The sequence below is a fragment of the Mycobacterium sp. NPDC048908 genome (assembly GCF_043197955.1).
GTDB lineage: Bacteria > Actinomycetota > Actinomycetes > Mycobacteriales > Mycobacteriaceae > Mycobacterium.
Genome location: NZ_JBICUE010000012.1, coordinates 92,901 through 110,504, shown reverse-complemented (window position 1 = coordinate 110,504; position 17,604 = coordinate 92,901). Strand labels below are relative to the sequence as shown.

Annotated in this window: 17 protein-coding genes; 13 read left to right on the top strand and 4 right to left on the bottom strand. The window is 67.2% G+C overall.

Features of this window, described 5'->3' with window-relative positions; genetic code table 11:
• Positions 1-3: 3 nt before the first annotated feature.
• Genes ACGFK1_RS25635 through ACGFK1_RS25625 form a run of 3 tightly spaced genes read left to right on the top strand, consistent with a single transcriptional unit; the run spans position 4 to position 4,063 of the window.
• Positions 4-1,443 carry an FGGY family carbohydrate kinase gene (locus tag ACGFK1_RS25635; RefSeq protein ID WP_393436090.1) on the top strand — a complete coding sequence of 480 codons (1,440 nt, stop codon included), beginning with the start codon at positions 4-6 and terminating at the stop codon, positions 1,441-1,443.
• Complete coding sequence (locus tag ACGFK1_RS25630; RefSeq protein ID WP_393436088.1) at positions 1,440-2,831, top strand: NAD(P)/FAD-dependent oxidoreductase; 1,392 nt, start codon at positions 1,440-1,442, stop codon at positions 2,829-2,831. Before ACGFK1_RS25635 ends, ACGFK1_RS25630 begins: the two co-directional genes overlap by 4 nt.
• Complete coding sequence (locus ACGFK1_RS25625; RefSeq protein WP_393436085.1) at positions 2,828-4,063, top strand: NAD(P)/FAD-dependent oxidoreductase; 1,236 nt, start codon at positions 2,828-2,830, stop codon at positions 4,061-4,063. Before ACGFK1_RS25630 ends, ACGFK1_RS25625 begins: the two co-directional genes overlap by 4 nt.
• 13 nt (positions 4,064-4,076) lie before the next feature.
• Here ACGFK1_RS25625 and ACGFK1_RS25620 read toward each other — a convergent pair whose 3' ends face one another.
• Genes ACGFK1_RS25620 through ACGFK1_RS25610 form a run of 3 tightly spaced genes read right to left on the bottom strand, consistent with a single transcriptional unit; the run spans position 4,077 to position 7,676 of the window.
• A complete protein-coding gene (locus ACGFK1_RS25620; protein ID WP_393436082.1) occupies positions 4,077-5,519 on the bottom strand; it encodes a VWA domain-containing protein in 1,443 nt (480 codons plus the stop codon).
• A complete protein-coding gene (locus ACGFK1_RS25615; protein WP_393436080.1) occupies positions 5,519-6,418 on the bottom strand; it encodes an AAA family ATPase in 900 nt (299 codons plus the stop codon). The genes ACGFK1_RS25620 and ACGFK1_RS25615 overlap by 1 nt, the downstream gene beginning before the upstream one ends.
• A gap of 10 nt (positions 6,419-6,428) precedes the next feature.
• Complete coding sequence (locus ACGFK1_RS25610) at positions 6,429-7,676, bottom strand: glutamate-5-semialdehyde dehydrogenase (RefSeq protein ID WP_393436077.1); 1,248 nt, start codon at positions 7,674-7,676, stop codon at positions 6,429-6,431.
• 75 nt (positions 7,677-7,751) lie between these two features.
• Between ACGFK1_RS25610 and ACGFK1_RS25605 the strand changes: the two genes are divergently transcribed.
• The 6 genes from ACGFK1_RS25605 (at position 7,752) to ACGFK1_RS25580 (ending at position 11,380) form a co-directional block, all read left to right on the top strand.
• Positions 7,752-8,624, top strand: coding sequence for a ribokinase (locus ACGFK1_RS25605; RefSeq protein WP_393436074.1), 873 nt, complete (start codon positions 7,752-7,754; stop codon positions 8,622-8,624).
• Positions 8,621-9,442, top strand: coding sequence for an enoyl-CoA hydratase/isomerase family protein (locus ACGFK1_RS25600; protein ID WP_393436072.1), 822 nt, complete (start codon positions 8,621-8,623; stop codon positions 9,440-9,442). Before ACGFK1_RS25605 ends, ACGFK1_RS25600 begins: the two co-directional genes overlap by 4 nt.
• 92 nt (positions 9,443-9,534) lie before the next feature.
• Positions 9,535-9,840: an ArsR/SmtB family transcription factor gene (locus ACGFK1_RS25595; protein WP_393436069.1), complete on the top strand. Its 306-nt coding sequence runs from the start codon at positions 9,535-9,537 to the stop codon at positions 9,838-9,840.
• The gene (locus ACGFK1_RS25590) at positions 9,837-10,442 is read left to right on the top strand and encodes a cation transporter (RefSeq protein ID WP_393436066.1); all 606 of its coding nucleotides are present in this window, start codon (positions 9,837-9,839) and stop codon (positions 10,440-10,442) included. Before ACGFK1_RS25595 ends, ACGFK1_RS25590 begins: the two co-directional genes overlap by 4 nt.
• Positions 10,443-10,485: 43 nt before the next feature.
• Complete coding sequence (locus tag ACGFK1_RS25585) at positions 10,486-10,830, top strand: hypothetical protein (protein ID WP_393436063.1); 345 nt, start codon at positions 10,486-10,488, stop codon at positions 10,828-10,830.
• A 10-nt stretch (positions 10,831-10,840) separates the two neighbouring features.
• Positions 10,841-11,380 carry a YbhB/YbcL family Raf kinase inhibitor-like protein gene (locus tag ACGFK1_RS25580; RefSeq protein ID WP_393436060.1) on the top strand — a complete coding sequence of 180 codons (540 nt, stop codon included), beginning with the start codon at positions 10,841-10,843 and terminating at the stop codon, positions 11,378-11,380.
• A gap of 27 nt (positions 11,381-11,407) precedes the next feature.
• Here ACGFK1_RS25580 and ACGFK1_RS25575 read toward each other — a convergent pair whose 3' ends face one another.
• Complete coding sequence (locus ACGFK1_RS25575; protein ID WP_393436057.1) at positions 11,408-13,450, bottom strand: NAD(+) synthase; 2,043 nt, start codon at positions 13,448-13,450, stop codon at positions 11,408-11,410.
• 43 nt (positions 13,451-13,493) lie between these two features.
• On the opposite strand from ACGFK1_RS25575, the gene ACGFK1_RS25570 reads away from it, so the two are divergent.
• From ACGFK1_RS25570 to ACGFK1_RS25555, 4 genes are all read left to right on the top strand, one after another.
• Positions 13,494-14,033 carry a cysteine hydrolase family protein gene (locus ACGFK1_RS25570; RefSeq protein WP_393436054.1) on the top strand — a complete coding sequence of 180 codons (540 nt, stop codon included), beginning with the start codon at positions 13,494-13,496 and terminating at the stop codon, positions 14,031-14,033.
• Between the two features lie 34 nt (positions 14,034-14,067).
• Complete coding sequence (locus ACGFK1_RS25565) at positions 14,068-16,512, top strand: molybdopterin oxidoreductase family protein (RefSeq protein WP_393436052.1); 2,445 nt, start codon at positions 14,068-14,070, stop codon at positions 16,510-16,512.
• Positions 16,509-16,988 carry a hypothetical protein gene (locus ACGFK1_RS25560; protein WP_393436049.1) on the top strand — a complete coding sequence of 160 codons (480 nt, stop codon included), beginning with the start codon at positions 16,509-16,511 and terminating at the stop codon, positions 16,986-16,988. The genes ACGFK1_RS25565 and ACGFK1_RS25560 overlap by 4 nt, the downstream gene beginning before the upstream one ends.
• A 99-nt stretch (positions 16,989-17,087) precedes the next feature.
• Positions 17,088-17,594, top strand: coding sequence for an Hsp20/alpha crystallin family protein (locus ACGFK1_RS25555; protein WP_393436046.1), 507 nt, complete (start codon positions 17,088-17,090; stop codon positions 17,592-17,594).
• Positions 17,595-17,604: the final 10 nt, after the last annotated feature.

The following is a 17,604-nucleotide window of genomic DNA, read 5'->3' as shown; positions in this document are numbered from 1 at the left end:
GCTATGCCCCATTTCCTGGCGATCGACCAGGGCACCTCGGGCACAAAGGCCGTTGTGGTCGACGACGCCGGGCGGACCGTGTCGATCGCCGAGGTGCCGGTGCGACCGGCGTACCTGGCAGGCGGAGGCGTCGAGCAGGATCCGGAGGCTTTGTTCGACTCTGTCGTCACGGCTGGCCGACAAGCCTTGGCGCGCAGTGGCGTTGCGGTCGCCGCAGTGGCACTGGCCAACCAGGGTGAGACCGTACTCGGCTGGGACCGAGGGACCGGGCAGCCGTTGACCCCGGCCGTGGTGTGGCAGGACCGCCGAGCGGAATCCATCTGCACACCCCTGGCCGCGTCGGCGGATACCGTCGCGCAGCGCACCGGGCTGGTGCTCGACCCCTACTTCTCCGCGCCCAAGATGGCATGGATCCGTGCCAACATGACAACCGACGGCGTGGTCACCACCACCGACACCTGGCTGGTGCACAGGCTGTGCGGCGCGTTCGTCACCGATGCATCGACAGCAAGCAGGTCGCTGTTGATGGCATTGGATTCCGTCGAGTGGGACGAGTTTCTGGTAGGCCTGTTCGGCCTGGCGGACGAGACGCTGCCCGAGATCGTCGACTGCGATCAAATCGTCGGCAGCACAGATGTTTTCGGCCCGACCATTCCGGTTGCGGGGCTGATCGTGGACCAGCAGGCGGCGCTGCTCGCCGAAAGCTGCCTCGACCCGGGCCAGGGCAAAGCCACGTTCGGCACGGGCGCCTTCCTGCTGGCCCAACTGGGCGGTAAGCCGACGCGATCGACTTCGGGCCTGACCACCTCGGTGGCGTGGCGGCTGCGCGACCTGACGTCGTACTGCGTCGACGGTCAGGTGTACACCGCCGCCAGCGCGGTGCGGTGGGCGATTGATCTTGGGTTGCTGGGCGCGGCCGACGAAATCGATTCCACCGCAGCGGCTTCCAGTGACGGTGTGCTGTGTGTGCCGGCACTGGCTGGGCTGGCCGCTCCGTGGTGGGATGCGGCGGCCACCGCGTCGTTGACCGGGATGACGTTGAGCACTGGTCGCGGACACCTGGTGCGCGCACTCGTGGAGGGCATCGCCGCCCAGGTGGCCGCGTTGGTCAACCTGGTCGGCACCGACCTGAGCCAGCCACTGACCCGGCTTCGAGTCGATGGTGGGCTCACTCGTTCCGCGGTGCTGATGCAGGCACAGGCCGACCTCGCGCGCATCCCCGTCGACGTCTACCCGTCGCCGCATGCCACCGCCCTCGGCGCCGCGGCCTGCGCGCGGTTGGCGCTCGACCCGAGCCTCGAGGTGGCGGACGCCGTCGGGGCGTGGACTCCACAGCACACATATCAGCCCGAATGGTCCGCAGACCGGACCGCAGCGTTCTTGTCCGCGTGGATGCAAGCCGCGGAATCCGTTCTGACACAGAAGGAAAGATCGATCTCATGAGCAACAACCCGGACGTTTCCGACGTGGTTGTGGTGGGCGGTGGGATCGTGGGCTGCGCGATTGCCCGCGCCGTGGCGGGGACGAGGCTCTCGGTGACCCTGCTGGAAGCCCGGGCCGATGTCGGCGACGGCACCAGCAAGGCCAATACGGCATTGCTGCACACCGGGTTCGACGCGACGCCCGCAACGCTCGAATCGCGGTTGGTGGCGCGCGGGTATGAATTGCTCAGCGGCTACGCGGAGCAGACCGGGATACCGGTCGAGCGCACCGGCGCCGTGTTGGTCGCGTGGACCGACGAGGAACGCGACGCGCTGCCTGGTCTGAAGGACAAGGCGGAACGCAACGGCTACCACGACTGCGCGATCGTCACCGCCGACGAGGTGTACCGGCGGGTCCCTGATCTCGGCGCTGGGGTGTTGGCGGGCCTGACCGTTCCCGGCGAGTCGATCATCTGTACCTGGACCACGAACCTCGCCCTTGCCACCGACGCCGTCCAACGCGGCGCGCGTCTGCTTCGCGGCGCGCGCGTGACAAGCGTCGAGGCCGCGGACGGATGCACCACGCTTCAGACGACTCGAGGCGACGTTCACGGTCGGTGGGTCATCAATGCCGCGGGCCTTGGTGCGGATCATCTCGACGCGCAGTTCGGGCACCACCGCTTCACCGTGACGCCGCGGCGCGGCGAACTGCTCGTGTTCGACAAGCTGGCGCGGCCGATGGTCCCGTTGATCGTGCTGGCGGTGCCGTCGTCTCGGGGCAAGGGTGTGTTGGTCAGCCCGACCATCTACGGCAACGTCATGGTGGGGCCGACATCGGAGAACCTCGACGATCGCACCGCCACAGGCACTTCCGAGCAGGGTTTCGACTTCCTGGTCAGCAAGGGCCGCGCGTTGATGCCCTCGTTGTTCGACGAGGAGATCACCGCGACCTACGCCGGGCTGAGGGCCGCGATCGACCGCGACGACTACCTCATCGACCTCGACGCGCGGGCGCGCTATGTCCTCGTCGGCGGAATCCGCTCCACTGGGCTCACGTCGGCAATGGCGATCGCCGAGCATGTGCTCGGTCTGCTCGGCGATGCTGGGGTTGACGTCACCGAACGCGCGGATTTGCCCGCGCCGCCACGGATGCCGAATATCGGCGAGGTCGGCGTGCGCCCATACCGGGACTCCGCGCGCATCGCCGAGGATCCCGAGTACGGCCGCATCGTCTGCTTCTGCGAGCGGGTCAGCGCAGGCGAGATCCGCGACGCGTTCCAATCCCTGATTCCGCCAGCCGATCTCGACGGCCTGCGGCGCCGCACCCGGGTGATGAACGGCCGCTGCCAGGGCTTCTACTGCGGCGCCCGCACAAGTGAACTGCTGGCCACCTGCGGTGACGTCCGATGAGCGAGGTGGCGGTCGCGATTGTCGGCGGCGGACCGTCGGGACTGACGGCCGCGGCGGCGCTGGCGCCGCACGTCGACGGCCGGGTCGTGGTCATCGAACGCGAGCCCGAGATGGGCGGAATACCCAGGCACAGCGACCATCCGGGCTACGGGATGCGCGACTTGCGGCGCTTCCTCTCGGGTCCGGCGTATGCGCGAAGGCTGACACGCATGGCGCAGGACGCTGGTGCGATGCTCGAAACCGAGGCGATGGTCACCGGCTGGGCGGGTGAGCGGACGCTGCAGATCACGTCGCCACGCGGGGTACGGACCGTCACCGCCGACGCGGTGATACTGGCCACCGGCGCACGCGAGCGGCCCCGGCCCGCGCGACTGGTCCCCGGCGACCGTCCCGACGGCGTGTACACCACCGGGCAGTTGCAGAATCTCGTGCACCTTCACCATGCGCCGGTGGGCAGCCGCGCGGTGATCGTCGGTGCCGAACTGGTGAGTTGGTCCGCGGTGCTGACGTTGCGCGAATCCGGCTGCACCACTGTCGGAATGGTCAGCGCGTACCCTTCTGCGGAGGCCTATACGGCGTTTCGGCTGCCCGGCCGGTTACTGATGAGCGGACCGGTGTTGACCTCGAGTCGGCTCGTCGAGATACGCGGTAAAGACCGGGTGCACAGCGTGGTGATCGAGAACACCGACAGCGGTGAGCGGACCACGATCGACTGCGACACCGTGGTGTTCACCGGCGACTGGATTCCCGATCACGAACTCGCCCGCACCGGCGGGCTGGCCATGGATGCCGGCACGCGTGGCCCGCTCGTTGATGCCGGCCTACGAACCAGCCAGCCAGGGGTGTTCGCGGTCGGTAACCTCCTACACCCGGTGGACACCGCCGACGGCGCCGCCTTGGATGGCCGCCACGTGGCAACTGCCGTGCATCGATGGCTGCGGCACCGCGAAGAGCCCGCGAAGGCCGTCAAGATTCGTGTCGACCCACCATTCAGATGGGTTGCGCCTCAGCTTGTTTCGCCTGACGGTGGCGTCGCTGCGCGTGGCGACCTGTTGTTCTGGTCCGACGAGTACCGCAGGCTACCGAAGCTGATCGCCGTGCAGGACGGCCGGGTCATCGGGAGCAAGCGGACGCCGTGGCCGGCCTCGCCGGGGCGCGTCTACCGGGCACCGTGGTCGCTGGTGGCCAACGCCGACCACGACGGCGGTGACGTCACCGTGTCGCTAGCCTGATGTCCGGCGGAAATCAGACGGGCAGCAGGGCGTCGATCACGCCGGCCAGTTGTTTGGCCGACCGGCATTCGTGCATGGTGATGACGTCCTGATACCGCGGTACCGCCGAGTCGCCGCTGCCCCAGAGATGTTTGGGCTCCGGGTTCAACCAATGCGCGTGCCTGCTGGCGTTGACCATGTGGGCCAGCAGGTCGGTTTCCGGGTTGCGGTAGTTGTTGCGGCCGTCGCCGAGCACCAGCAGCGAACTGCGCGGCGACAGCACGTTCGGCCACTTCTCCATGAACGACACGAACGCGTTGCCGTAGTCGGAGTGCCCGTCGCGGGTGTACACGCCGGCCTCGCGGGTGATGCGCTGCACCGCAACGGCCAAATCGGCGTCCGGCCCGAACAGCTCGGTGACCTCGTCGGTGGTGTCGATGAACGCGAAGACGCGCACTCGCGAAAACTGTTGACGCAGCGCGTGCACCAACATCAGCGTGAAATGGCTGAAGCCGGCCACCGATCCCGACACATCGCACAACACCACCAGCTCCGGGCGGGCCGGATGCGGCTTCTTCAGCACGACGTCGATGGGCACTCCACCGGTCGACATCGACTTGCGCAGCGTCTTGCGCATGTCGATCTCCCCGGCGCGGGACCGGCGCCTGCGCGCCGCCAGCCGGGTGGCCAGCGTGCGGGCCAACGGCTGCACCACCCGCCGCATGTTGCGCAGCTGTTCGCCTGAGGCCCGCAGGAATTCGACGTTCTCGGCGAGCTGCGGCACGCCGTACATCTGCACGTGGTCACGGCCGAGCTGCTCGGCGGTGCGACGCTTGGTCTCCGCCTCGACCATCTTGCGCAGCTGCGCGATGCGTTGCGCGGCAAGGGCTTTGGCGATCTGCTCCTGCGACGGAGTCGGCTCGTCGCCGTAGGGCGCCAGCAGCCCGGCAAGGAGTCTGCCCTCGAGATCGTCGAGGCTCATCGCTTTGAGCGCCTGATACGACGAGTACGACGGGCCGCGGCTGGACTGGTAACGGCCGTAGGCCTCGACGATCTGCGCGATCATCGCGGCCAGTCGCTCGTCCATGTTGGCCAGATCCGCGTTCTCGCTGAGCATGTCGACGAGCGCCGAGCGCAGTGCCTCGATGTCCTCCGGCGGCAGGCCCTGGTCGTCGGCGGGCTCCTCGTCGTCCTCGAGCACCGTTCTGGCGCCCAACGCCGCAGGGAAGAACAGGTCGAACAGCGCGTCGTAGGTGTCGCGGTGGTCGGAGCGGCGCAGCACCGCACAGGCGAACCCCTCGCGCAGCGCCTCGCGGTCGCCAAGCCCGAGTACGGACAGCACCCGTCCGGCATCGACTGTCTCCGAAGGCCCGACCGAAATCCCTTGTTTGCGCAGCGCTTCGACGAACTCGACCAGGTGGCCGGGGATACCGTGGGGAGCCAGCGGCTGAGGCGGCCGGACGCGACGGGCGGCCATCAGTTCAGCCTGAGTTCCCCGGATGCCTTGATCTGATCGGACTGGTGCTTGAGCACCACGCCGAGTGTCGCGGCAATGACTTCGTCGTCGATGGTGTCCATGCCAAGCGCCAGCACCGTGCGACCCCAGTCGATGGTCTCAGCGACCGAGGGCAGCTTCTTGAGTTGCATGCCGCGCAGCACGCCGATGATCTTGACGAGTTCGGCAGCCAGATGCTCGGGCAATTCGGGAACGCGCGACAGCAGGATGCGGCGCTCCAGGTCAGGGTCGGGAAAGTCGATGTGCAGGAACAGGCATCGACGTTTCAGCGCCTCCGACAACTCCCGGGTGGCGTTGGAGGTCAGCAGCACGAACGGCGCACGTTGGGCGGTGATGGTGCCGAGTTCGGGCACGGTGACCGCGAAGTCGGACAGCACCTCCAGCAGCAGGCCCTCGATCTCGATGTCGGCCTTGTCGGTCTCGTCGATCAGCAGCACCGTCGGATCGGTGCGCCGGATCGCGGTGAGCAGCGGACGCGACAGCAGGAACTCCTCGCTGAACACGTCCATCTTGGTCTGGTCCCAGTCGCCGCCGGCCGAGCCGGCAGTCGAACTATTCCCGGCCTGGATGCGCAGGATCTGCTTGGCGTGGTTCCATTCGTACAGCGCGCGCGCCTCGTCGACACCCTCGTAGCACTGCAGCCGCACCAGGCCGGAACCGGTGGCCTGCGCGATGGCGCGCGCCAACTCGGTCTTGCCGACACCTGCGGGACCTTCCACCAGCAGCGGCTTGCCCAGCCGGTCGGCGAGGAATACCGCCGTGGCCGTTGCGGTGTCGGGCAGGTAGCCGGTCTCCGCCAGCCGTCGCGCGACATCGTCGATGTCGGCGAACAGCGGCGCCGGGCGTGCGGGGACGCTCACATGTGCTCCTTTAAGCCGGGCGAGTGTGGCCGTCTCCCCACACAATCCACTTGGTCGAGGTCAATTCGGGCAGGCCCATCGGTCCGCGTGCGTGCAGCTTCTGGGTGGAGATGCCGATCTCGGCGCCGAACCCGAACTGCTCGCCGTCGGTGAAGGCCGTCGACGCGTTGACCATCACCGCGGCGGCGTCGACTCGCTCGCTGAACCGTTGGGCCACAGCAAGATTGGTGGCAACGATGGCCTCGGTGTGGCCGGTGCCGTACTCGTTGATGTGATCGATCGCCGCGTCCACGCCGTCGACGACCGCCAGCGCGATGTCCATCGACAGGAATTCGGCCCGCAGTTCCTCGTCGGACGGATCGCTGTGCACGGTGACGCCGGCGTCCTGCAGCGCCTTGGTCAGCCGCGGCACCGCGTGCTCGGCGATCGCCTTGTCGACCAGCAACGACTCGGCGGCGTTGCAGACGCTGGGCCGACGGGTCTTGGCGTTGAGCAGAATCTGCTCGGCCACGTCGAGGTCGGCCGATTCGTGAACGTAGACATGGCAATTGCCGACGCCGGTCTCGATGGTGGGCACCATCGCGTCGCGGACCACGGCGTCGATCAGCCCGGCCCCGCCACGGGGAATCACCACGTCGACAAGGCCGCGTGCCTGGATCAGATGCGTGACGCTGGCACGGTCCTGGCTCGGCAAGAGCTGGACCGCATCGGGATTGCGGTTCTCGAGTTCCAGCGCATCGCGGAGCGCCTTGACCAGTGCGGCATTCGAGCGCGCCGCCGACGAGCTGCCGCGCAGCAGCACCGCGTTACCCGACTTCAGTGTCAACCCGAACGCGTCGACGGTGACGTTCGGCCTGCCCTCATAGACAATGCCGACCACGCCGAGCGGCACGCGCTGCTGCCGCAGTTGCAGGCCGTTGGGCAGCGTGCGTCCCCGCAGCACCTCCCCGATCGGGTCGGGTAAACCTGCCACCTGACGCAAACCCGAGGCGATGCCGTCGATGCGGTTCGGGTTCAGCGCGAGCCGGTCGAGCATCGCGTCGGGCGTGCCCGCCGCCTTTGCCGCCTCCAGGTCCTCGGCGTTGGCTGCGAGGATGGCGCCGGCGTCGCGCAGCAGATTGTCGGCCGCGGCATGCAACGCGGAATTCTTCGTCTCGGTACTCAGCGTGGCCAACCCACGGGCGGCGATCCGGGCCCGACGCGCAGCGTCGTGCACCTGCTCACGCAAGTCCGAGGCCGCTGGTGCCTGCACACTCATCGATCCAGCGTATCGGACATGCCCGAGCCGCTCGACGGGTGTCAGGTCGACCAAGCTGGGCTAGCGTTGAGGCTTATGGTCGCGCGGGTCTGTGTGGTGGGAAGTGTCAACGCCGACCTCACCTTCACAATGGATGCGCTGCCGCGCCCCGGGCAGACCGTGCTGGCGTCGTCACTGGCGTCGGCGCCGGGCGGCAAGGGCGGTAACCAGGCGGTGGCAGCGGCCCGAGCGGGCGCTTCCGTTCAGCTGGTGGCGGCGCTCGGCGCGGACTCCGCGGCTGACCAACTGCGCGCCCACCTCCGCGACAACGAGGTAGGCCTCGACGGGGTGGTCACCGTGCCGGGACCGAGCGGCTCGGCGGCGATCTTCGTGGACTCGGCGGCCGAGAACACGATCGTGGTGGCCCCTGGCGCGAACGCCCACCTGACGATCACGTCCACCGACGTCCGCGCGGTCATTGCCGACAGCGACGTGGTGCTGCTGCAACTCGAGATCCCGATCGCGACGGCCGTCGCGGCCGCCGGGGTCGCGCGGGCCGCAGGCGCGGTGGTGATGCTCAACGCGTCGCCGGCGGGCGCGCGGCCCCATCAGCTGCTTGCGTTGTCCGAGCTGGCCGACGTGGTCGTCGTCAACGAGGCCGAAGCACGCGAATGGCATTGGCCGGTACCGCATTTGGTCATCACCCGGGGTGCGCGAGGGGCAAGCTACCTCGGCGACGACGAACGGTTCGACGTGCCTGCGCCCGCCGTGGAGGCCGTCGACACCACCGGTGCAGGCGATGTGTTCGCCGGGGTGCTGGCCGCGGGATGGCTGGACGGCCACGAAGACGCGCTGCGCCGGGCCTGCGCGGCAGGCGCATTGTCGACGCTGGTGCCCGGCGCCGGCGACTGCGCACCGTATGCGGAGGCCATCGACGACGCGGTCACCGACAGAGAAAGGCAGTTATGACGTCAACCACGCCGCGCCCACCCGATGGCGACTGGCTCGGCACGCCGTATCTGCGCTTCACCCGCGAGGGGCCGTTCGGGGTCTGCACGCTGGACCGCCCTGCGGCGCGCAACGCGATGACACCCGCGATGTACTTCGGCATCCGATACGCCGTCCGGCATGTCGACGCCGACCCGGACCTGGCGGGACTGCTGATTACGGGCACCGGCGACGTGTTCGCGCCCGGCGGCGACATGGGCGGCGGCGACGGTTCGGACAACTGGCTGACGTACGGGTCGGCGCTGGGCATGGATGTCACGCCGTTCGAGACGCTGCGACAGTCGGTGAAGCCGGTGGTATCGGCTGTCAACGGGTTGTGTCAGGGCGGTGGAATGCAGATCGCACTGTGCAGCGACATGGCCGTCGTCAGCGACCGCGCGACGTTCCGCGTGCCCGAACTGCTTCGCGGTATCGCCGACACCTATTACAGCCAGATGCTGGCCCGGTTGATCGGACCGGTGCGCACCCGGGACTTGATGTTCACCGGTCGCACGTTGACCGCCACCGAGGCGCACGAATGGGGCATGGTCGCGCGGGTGGTGCCGCACGACTCGCTGCTCGACGAGGCCCGCGAGGTGCTCGGGCATTGCTGCCGGACGGCGCCCGCGGCGCGCAGCGTGGTGAAGTCCAGCCTGGACACCTACATGGGATTGTTCGACCGCATCGGCATGCAGGCCAGCTACTCGTCGCCGGAGGCGGCGGAAGGCTTCCGCGCGTTCAAGCAACGCCGCTCCCCCGACTGGGTGCACCCGGACCTGCGCGTCGACGGTCGCCTCTGAAGCGATTTGTGGAGTCTTACCCGCGCTGACCGCGGCTGCGGCTCCACAAATCGCTACCGGATAGTACAGAATTTGCTGTACTATCCGGACTCATGCAGACAGCGACGAGCATCGACGCTCTGGCACGATTTGGCTACGCGCTCTCAGACACCACCAGAACCAAGATCTTGCTGACGCTTCGGCGCGGACCCGGTTATCCGTCCGACCTCGCCGAGGAGATCGGGGTGTCACGGCAGATCCTGTCCAACCACCTGGCGTGTCTGCGTGGTTGCGGCTTGGTGATCGCCCAACCCGAGGGTCGACGCACGCGTTACGAGTTGGCCGACCCGAGGATCGCGCACGCGCTTGCCGACCTCGTCGGCCTCGTGCTGGCCGTCGACCCCGCCTGCTGCTCATGACGGTCGAGGCGCGGCGTTCGACATTGCGCCGCCGGATCCGCCTCCTGGTCGCCGCCACCATCGCCTACAACGTCGTCGAAGCGGTGGTAGCGCTCGCGGCGGGCACCCGCGCGTCGTCGTCGGCGTTGGTCGGGTTCGGGCTCGACTCGATCGTCGAGGTCTCCTCGGCGGCGGTGGTGGCGTGGCAATTCTCGGCCGAGGATCCGGAGAGGCGGGAGAAGGCCGCGCTGCGGTTCATCGCGTTCTCGTTCTTCGCACTCGCCGCCTATGTCTCGGTCGACGCGGTGCTGTCGCTGTTCGGCGTCGGCGAGGCCCGGCCCTCGCCGATCGGCATCGTTCTCGCGGCGGCGAGCCTGGTCGTCATGCCGGTGCTGTCGCTGACGCAACGGCGTGCCGGTCAGGAGTTCGGATCGGCCTCGGCGGTCGCGGATTCCAAGCAGACGCTGCTGTGCACATATCTGTCCGCGATCCTGCTGGCGGGCCTCGTGCTGAACAGCCTGTTCGGGTGGTCGTGGGCCGATCCCGTCGCGGCTCTCGGCATCGCCGCGATCGCAGTGCGGGAAGGAATCAACGCCTGGCGGGGTGACCCATGCTGCCCGTGATCTCACTGCAGCTCTTCGCGGTGTTCGCCGTGCTCGGATTCGGTTGGCGCAGCTGGGCACAACGACGTCGCACCAGTTGGTCGTCGCACTGCTCGGCGTGGTGTCACCCGTCGGCGTGCTGCACGCGCCGTGGCTTCAGGCTGCGGGCGTCGCGATCGGCATCGCCGCAACGGTGTATGCGCAACTGGACATGGGCGACTCGTGGCGCATCGGAGTGGACCCAAGCGAAACGACGACGTTAGTGCGTTCCGGCGTGGTGTTCGGATCCGGAATCGCTTTGGCGACAGCGAATCCGGTCGCGATTGCCGGATTGTCCAAGCATGGCGATGCCTACCGCTACTACCTCGCCGATGTCGGTCGCTTAGTCCCGGGAATCGGGCACGTCTAGACTGCCGGGCATGCCTTTGCCAGGAAAGCTGCTCCGCCGGTTGCGCGCGGGCGAGGCCCGCAGTCCGCTGTCCGGCAAGGAGTACTCCGCGGCCGCCACCATCGACGTCAGCAGCCCCGCCTTCACCGACGGCGGCGCCATCCCGCAGAAGCATGCGGGTAAAGGCGTCGGCGACAACGTATCCCCCGCGCTGCAGTGGACCGGCGTGCCCGCCGACGCCAAGCAGTTGGTGCTCGTCATGGACGACCTCGACGTGCCGATGCCCAAGCCGTTGATGCACACCATCGCAGTGCTCGAACCCGATCGCGGCGGGCTTGGCGAAGGCGAACTGACGCCGGGCACCACCGGTGTGCGGCTCATCAAGGCGTTCGGCGACACGTATGTCGGCCCGCGTCCCATCGCCGGCCACGGTCCGCACCACTATCGGTTCCTGGTGTTCGCACTCGATCGCGCCATCGGAGATGACGTCGCCGACCACGGCGCGTTGCTGTCAGCGATGGCCGGCCACGTCGTCGCGCGCGGTGCACTGACGGGCACCTACGAACGCTGATCACTTGCGCGCCAGCGCTGGAAGCCGTTAGTCCTCGGGAACTTCGCGCTCGATCTCGTCCAGCCAGACCCGGGCGGACATGTCCGACGGCGCCCGCCAGTCACCGCGGGGAGACAGCGATCCGCCGTGCGAGACCTTCGGCCCGTTGGGCAGCGCCGACCGCTTGAACTGTGAGAACGAATAGAACCGCTGCGCGAAGACCTGTAACCAGTGCCGAATCTCCTTCAGCGAGTAGGCGGGTCGCTCCTGGTCGGGGAAACCGACGGGCCAGTCGCCGTGGTCAGCATCGCGCCAGGCATGCCACGCGAGGAACGCGACTTTCGACGGCCGGAACCCGAAGCGCAGCACCTGGAACAGCGAAAAGTCTTGCAAAACATACGGGCCGACCTTCGATTCGCTGCTTTGAATCTCATCGTCCTCGCCCGCCGGCACCAGTTCAGGGCTGATCTCGGTGCCGAGAACGGATTGCAACACGTCGTTGACGGCGTCGTCGAACTGCCCTGATGTAATCACCCACCGGATCAAGTGCTGGATCAGTGTTTTCGGCACTCCGGCGTTGACGTTGTAGTGCGACATCTGATCGCCGACACCGTACGTGGACCAGCCGAGGGCCAGTTCGGACAGATCACCGGTGCCCAGCACGATGCCGCCGCGCTGGTTGGCCAGCCGGAACAGATAATCGGTGCGCAGACCCGCCTGGACGTTCTCGAACGTGACGTCATAAACCTTCTCGCCACGAGCGAACGGATGATCCAACTCCTTGAGCATCAGTTCCGCGGTGGCCTTGATGTCGATGGTCTCGAACGTCACCCCCAGCGCTTCAGCGAGCCGTGTCGCGTTGCTCTTGGTACGGTCACCGGTCGCGAAGCCCGGCAGAGTGAACGCGAGAATATCGCTGCGCGGCCTGCCTTCCCGGTCCATCGCTCGGGCGGCGACGATCAATGCGTGGGTGGAGTCCAGTCCGCCGGACAATCCCAGCACCACCTTCGGGTAGTCCAGCGCCCGCAGCCGTTGTTCCAGCCCCGCGACCTGGATGTTGTACGCCTCGTAGCAATCCTGTTCCAACCGTTGGGGATCCGCAGGGACGAACGGGAACCGCTCGACCTCACGGCGCAGCCCGATGTCGCCGGTGGGCGGGTCGACCCGGAATTCGATGCGCCTGAACGATTCCGCGGTGATTCCGTGGTGCAGGCGGTTGTCGTCGAACGTGCCCATTCGCAGTCGCTCCGAGCGCAGCAGTTCCAGATCGACGTCGGCGACAGAACGCCGGTCGCCCAGCGGAAACCGCTCGGACTGGGCCAGGCAGACGCCGTTCTCCCACACCATGGTCTGACCGTCCCAGGCCAGATCGGTGGTCGACTCACCCTCGCCTGCCGCGGCATAGACGTAGGCGGCCAGGCATCGCGATGACGCCGACCGAGCCAGCAGACAACGGTCCTCGGCCCTGCCGATGGTGATCGGGCTGCCGGACAGATTGGCCAGCACCGTTGCACCGGCCAGCGCCGCCTGCGCGCTCGGCGGGATCGGCACGAACATGTCCTCACAGATCTCGACGTGCAGCACGAACCCCGGCAGGTCTGTCGCGGTGAACAGCAGATCGGGCCCGAACGGCACATCGGTGTCGCCGATCCGGATCGCGCCGCGCATGGCGTCGCCCGCCGCCATCTGGCGCCGCTCGTAGAACTCGCGATACGTGGGCAGGTACGACTTCGGCACCACGCCCAACACCCGGCCGCGGTGAATCACCACGGCGGTGTTGTAGATCCGGTGCTGATACCTCAGCGGAGCGCCGATGACCAGCACCGGCATCAACTCGGCCGAGGCGACCACGACGTCGAGCAGCGCGTCCTCGACCGCGTCCAGCAGTGCGTCCTGAAGCAGAATGTCCTCGATCGAGTAGCCGGACAGGGTCAGCTCGGGGAAGACCGCCAGCGCGACGCTGTCGTCATGGCAGGCCTTGGCGACCCGCACCACGGCTTGCGCGTTGGCCAGCGGATCAGCGATGGACGTGTGGTGGGTGCACGCGGCCACTCGCACGAACCCGTGGCGGTAAGCCGAGTAAAAATCCATACCTCAATGTTGCCCGAAAACGGATCGGGGTATGCAAACCCCCATGAGTGACGTCGCGGTGCTGGTCATCGACATGCTGAACACTTACGCGCACGAGGATGCCGACGTGCTGGCGAAAAATGTCGCCGACATCGTCGACCCGTTGGCCGGCCTCCTCGGCCGGGCCCGAAAGCGCGACGACGTGGATGTGATCTACGTCAACGACAACTACGGCGACTTCACCGCGGACTTCGACGACCTGCTGGACGCGGCGCGAAATGGGGAGCGACCGGATCTGGTGACCCCGATCGAACCCGCCGGGAACTGTCCGCGACTGCTCAAGGTCAGGCACAGCGCGTTCTATTCCAGTTCGCTGGACTATCTGCTGGGCCGCCTCGATGCGCAACGGCTGATCCTGACCGGTCAGGTGACCGAGCAGTGCATTCTCTACACCGCCCTGGACGCGTACGTGCGGCACTTCTCGGTGATCGTCCCACCGGATGCCGTCGCGCACATCGATCCCGAACTCAGCGACGCCGCGCTGACCATGATGCACAAGAACATGCACGCCGAGGTCGTGCCCGCCGACAAATGCCTGGACTAGGTTTTGACCTGAGGTTCCTGGGTAAGCGCCCGACGTGGCGACGCAGGACCGGATCGCCGAACCGTGGGGTGGCCGAACTCCATACGGCCGCGGTGAACATTGGCCCGAGCGGGTCGACTGTTTCCTCGACGGTGTCGACGCCGACGCGGTGGACAAGTGGGTTCAATCGGCGTCCGTCCTGCATTCCAACGGTGACGGGCTCGACATCGCCGTCAAGGACGGTCGCATCGTGGGTGTTCGCGGTCGGGTCGACGACCGGGTCAACCATGGTCGAGTCGACGCCAAGGATCTGTTCGGCTGGCAGGCGAATCGGTCCGCCGACCGGTTGACCACACCGCTGATCCGCCGCAACGGCGAGCTCGTCGAAACCGACTGGGACACAGCGATGGACGCGGTTGTGCAGCACAGCAAGCAGCTGCTGGACACCATGGGTCCCAGCTCCATCGGCTTTTACACCTCGGGTCAACTGTTCCTCGAGGAGTACTACACGCTCGGCATGATCGCGCACGGCGCGATCGGCACCAACCACGTCGACGGCAACACCAGACTGTGCACGGCGACCGCCGCGGCCGCCCTCAAGGAATCCTTCGGCAGCGACGGACAGCCGGGGTCCTACACCGACGTCGATCACGCCGACGTGATCGCGCTATACGGCCACAACGTCGCCGAAACCCAGACAGTGCTGTGGATGCGGATACTCGACCGGCTGGCGGGGCCGAACCCGCCCGCATTGGTGTGTGTCGATCCGCGTCAGACACCGGTAGCACGACATGCCGCGGTCCACCTGGCGCCGTTGCCCGGCACCAATGTCGCATTGATGAACGGTTTACTGCACGAGATCATCCGCAACAACTGGGTCGATCACGACTACATCGCCGCGCACGCGGTCGGTTTCGACGAACTCGCCAAGCGCGTTGAGGAGTTCCCTGCCGACCGTGCCGCCGAGATCTGCAAGGTGCCCGCCGCCGACATCCGCGAGGCGGCCCGGTTGATCGGCACCTCCACCGCGCTGATGTCGACCGTGCTGCAGGGCTTCTACCAATCGAATCAGGCGACCGCGGCAGCCGTGCAGGTGAACAACATCCACATCTTGCGCGGCATGTTGGGTAAGCCCGGATGCGGCGTGCTGCAGATGAACGGCCAACCCACGGCCGAGAACACCCGCGAGTGCGGCGCCGACGGCGATCTCGCCGGATTCCGCAACTGGTCCAACGATTCTCACGTCGCGGAACTGTCCGCGCTGTGGAACCTCCAGATGCATCAGATCCCGCACTACGCACCACCAACTCACGCGATGCAGATGTTCCGCTTCGCTGAACAAGGCACGTTGCGCATGCTGTGGGTCAGCGCGACCAATCCGGCGGTGTCACTGCCCGAGTTGGCCCGCATTCGCAGCATCCTCGCCCAAGACCGGCTTTTCCTTGTGGTGCAGGACATGTTCGGAACGGAGACGACCGCGCTCGCGGACGTGGTGCTGCCCGCCGCAGGATGGGGTGAGAAGACCGGCACCTTCACCAATGCCGACCGCACGGTGCACCTCTCCGAGAAGGCGGTCGACCCGCCCGGTGCGGCCAGAGCCGATCTCGACATCTTCCTCGACTACGCGCGCCGGATGGACTTCCGCGACAAGGACGGCAGGCCGCTGCCGCCGTGGACGGATCCCGAGTCGGCGTTCGAAGCCTGGAAGCAGTGCAGCGCCGGACGGCCCTGCGATTACACCGGGCTCAGCTACGCGAAGCTGCGGGGATCGAGCGGCATCCAATGGCCATGCACCGCAGAACATCCCGACGGCACCGAACGGCTCTACACGAACGGCGAGTTCTGGGCCAAGCCCGACTACTGCGAGTCCTATGGCCGCGACCTCATCACCGGGGCGCCGCTGGAGCCCACCGAGTACCGGGCGATGAATCCCGACGGCAAGGCCATTCTCAAGGCGGCCGAATACTTGCCGCCGCACGAGGCACCGAGTGCCGACCATCCCTTCGTGTTGATCACCGGGCGAACGCTGTACCAGTTCCACACGCGCACCAAGACCGGCCGTACGCCGCAACTCGCCCACGCCGCGCCAGAGCCGTGGGTCGAAATGTCAGCGCGCGACGCCGAGCGGCTCGGGGTTGCCGAAGGTGACGCGGTGGAGGTCGCCACGCCGCGGCACTCGGTGATCGCGCCGTGCCGGATCAGCGGCATCCGCGACGGTGTGGTGTTCGTGCCATTTCACTACGGCTACTGGGATGTCGACGATCCCGACGGTCATCACCGCGCGGCCAACGAGATGACGCTCACAGATTGGGATCCGGTTTCCAAACAGCCGATCTTCAAGACGGCCGCCGCCAGGGTGCAGCGTCTCCGAAGGGGAAGCTCGGCGGCACCAGCGCCGACGACGGCCGGCTCTGCACCGGTCAACGGGCACATCGCGAAGACGGCAGGCGGGCACGCCGCCGAGGCCGTCGAGACACTGAGCGGAGCGGACCGACGATGAAGCTGGGACTCGCGCTGCGTGAGCTACACCGTTCAGAGTTGAGGCTGGCGCGTGCTCTTGACGCGATCGCGTCGCGCCACCACAACGACCATGGCATCTATCACGTCGCGTTGGACCTGGCCATGTGGTCTCGCGAGCACGTCGAGCTCATCGCCAAGGCCGGTGAGCGGTATGGGGTGCGGCTGCGTCACAAGCCGCGCATCACGGCGGTCACCGAGTCCGCGCAGGCGTGGATCAGCGACCGGATGGGCCGACGCCCCGAAACCGGACTGCTGCTGTTGGCTGACCTGCGCCGGCTGCACCGGCTGGCGGCCGGCGTGTCACTGGACTGGGAACTGCTCGCGCAAGGCGCGCAGGGCGTGAAGGACACCGACCTGCTCGAGTTGGCCGAGCGCTGTCATCCGCAGGCGCTGCGGCAAATGCGTTGGGCGAACGCGATGCTCAAGGAACTCTCACCGCAGACGCTCGCGAATTGACCGTGTCGGATTTTGTTGGCCTGTAGTTCGCCCGTCGGCACCGCGCTTTTTGCTCTGCTCGCGCATCGTGGCTGACACCACCCAACCCTGGAGGTCATCGTGAACAAGCCTGCCGTGCAACGTCAATCGCGTACCTTGCTGCCGGAACTCTCCGATCTGTTCGGCGGACTTCCTACGCTCGCCCACCTGCGGCCGCTGCTCGACAACCGGCTGCCTCGGCTCGAAGACGAGCACAAGTACGGCGTCTACGAGGTCCGCGCCGAGCTGCCGGGTGTCGACCCGGTCGCCGATATCGAGGTGACGGTCCACGACGGCCGGCTGACCATCAAGGCCGAGCGGACACAGACCAGCGAATCCAACGGTCGATCGGAGTTCTCGTACGGATCGTTCACCCGCACGCTCGCGCTGCCCGCCGGCGCGGACGAAGACGACATCAACGCCACCTATGACCGTGGCATCCTCACCGTGTCGGTTCCGCTTTCCGACGACAGCCCAACCCAGAAGCGAGTCCAGGTGGTCGAGACGACCGTGGTCGACGAGGACGAGCAGCCAGTGCTCGAGGCCGCCGAGCACGCGGAGTCCGAGGAGCAGCACCAACCCGCCTGAACTGGATCGC

Excerpts from the sequence above, each read along its gene's own strand:
- ACGFK1_RS25610 (WP_393436077.1), bottom strand. The coding sequence starts at position 7,676 with ATGAGTGTGCAGGCACCAGCGGCCTCGGACTTGCGTGAGCAGGTGCAC.
- ACGFK1_RS25625 (WP_393436085.1), top strand. The coding sequence starts at position 2,828 with ATGAGCGAGGTGGCGGTCGCGATTGTCGGCGGCGGACCGTCGGGACTG.
- ACGFK1_RS25600 (WP_393436072.1), top strand. The coding sequence starts at position 8,621 with ATGACGTCAACCACGCCGCGCCCACCCGATGGCGACTGGCTCGGCACG.
- ACGFK1_RS25630 (WP_393436088.1), top strand. The coding sequence starts at position 1,440 with ATGAGCAACAACCCGGACGTTTCCGACGTGGTTGTGGTGGGCGGTGGG.
- ACGFK1_RS25580 (WP_393436060.1), top strand. The coding sequence starts at position 10,841 with ATGCCTTTGCCAGGAAAGCTGCTCCGCCGGTTGCGCGCGGGCGAGGCC.
- ACGFK1_RS25570 (WP_393436054.1), top strand. The coding sequence starts at position 13,494 with ATGAGTGACGTCGCGGTGCTGGTCATCGACATGCTGAACACTTACGCG.
- ACGFK1_RS25620 (WP_393436082.1), bottom strand. The coding sequence starts at position 5,519 with ATGGCCGCCCGTCGCGTCCGGCCGCCTCAGCCGCTGGCTCCCCACGGT.
- ACGFK1_RS25590 (WP_393436066.1), top strand. The coding sequence starts at position 9,837 with ATGACGGTCGAGGCGCGGCGTTCGACATTGCGCCGCCGGATCCGCCTC.
- ACGFK1_RS25560 (WP_393436049.1), top strand. The coding sequence starts at position 16,509 with ATGAAGCTGGGACTCGCGCTGCGTGAGCTACACCGTTCAGAGTTGAGG.
- ACGFK1_RS25635 (WP_393436090.1), top strand. The coding sequence starts at position 4 with ATGCCCCATTTCCTGGCGATCGACCAGGGCACCTCGGGCACAAAGGCC.
- ACGFK1_RS25605 (WP_393436074.1), top strand. The coding sequence starts at position 7,752 with ATGGTCGCGCGGGTCTGTGTGGTGGGAAGTGTCAACGCCGACCTCACC.
- ACGFK1_RS25595 (WP_393436069.1), top strand. The coding sequence starts at position 9,535 with ATGCAGACAGCGACGAGCATCGACGCTCTGGCACGATTTGGCTACGCG.
- ACGFK1_RS25575 (WP_393436057.1), bottom strand. The coding sequence starts at position 13,450 with ATGGATTTTTACTCGGCTTACCGCCACGGGTTCGTGCGAGTGGCCGCG.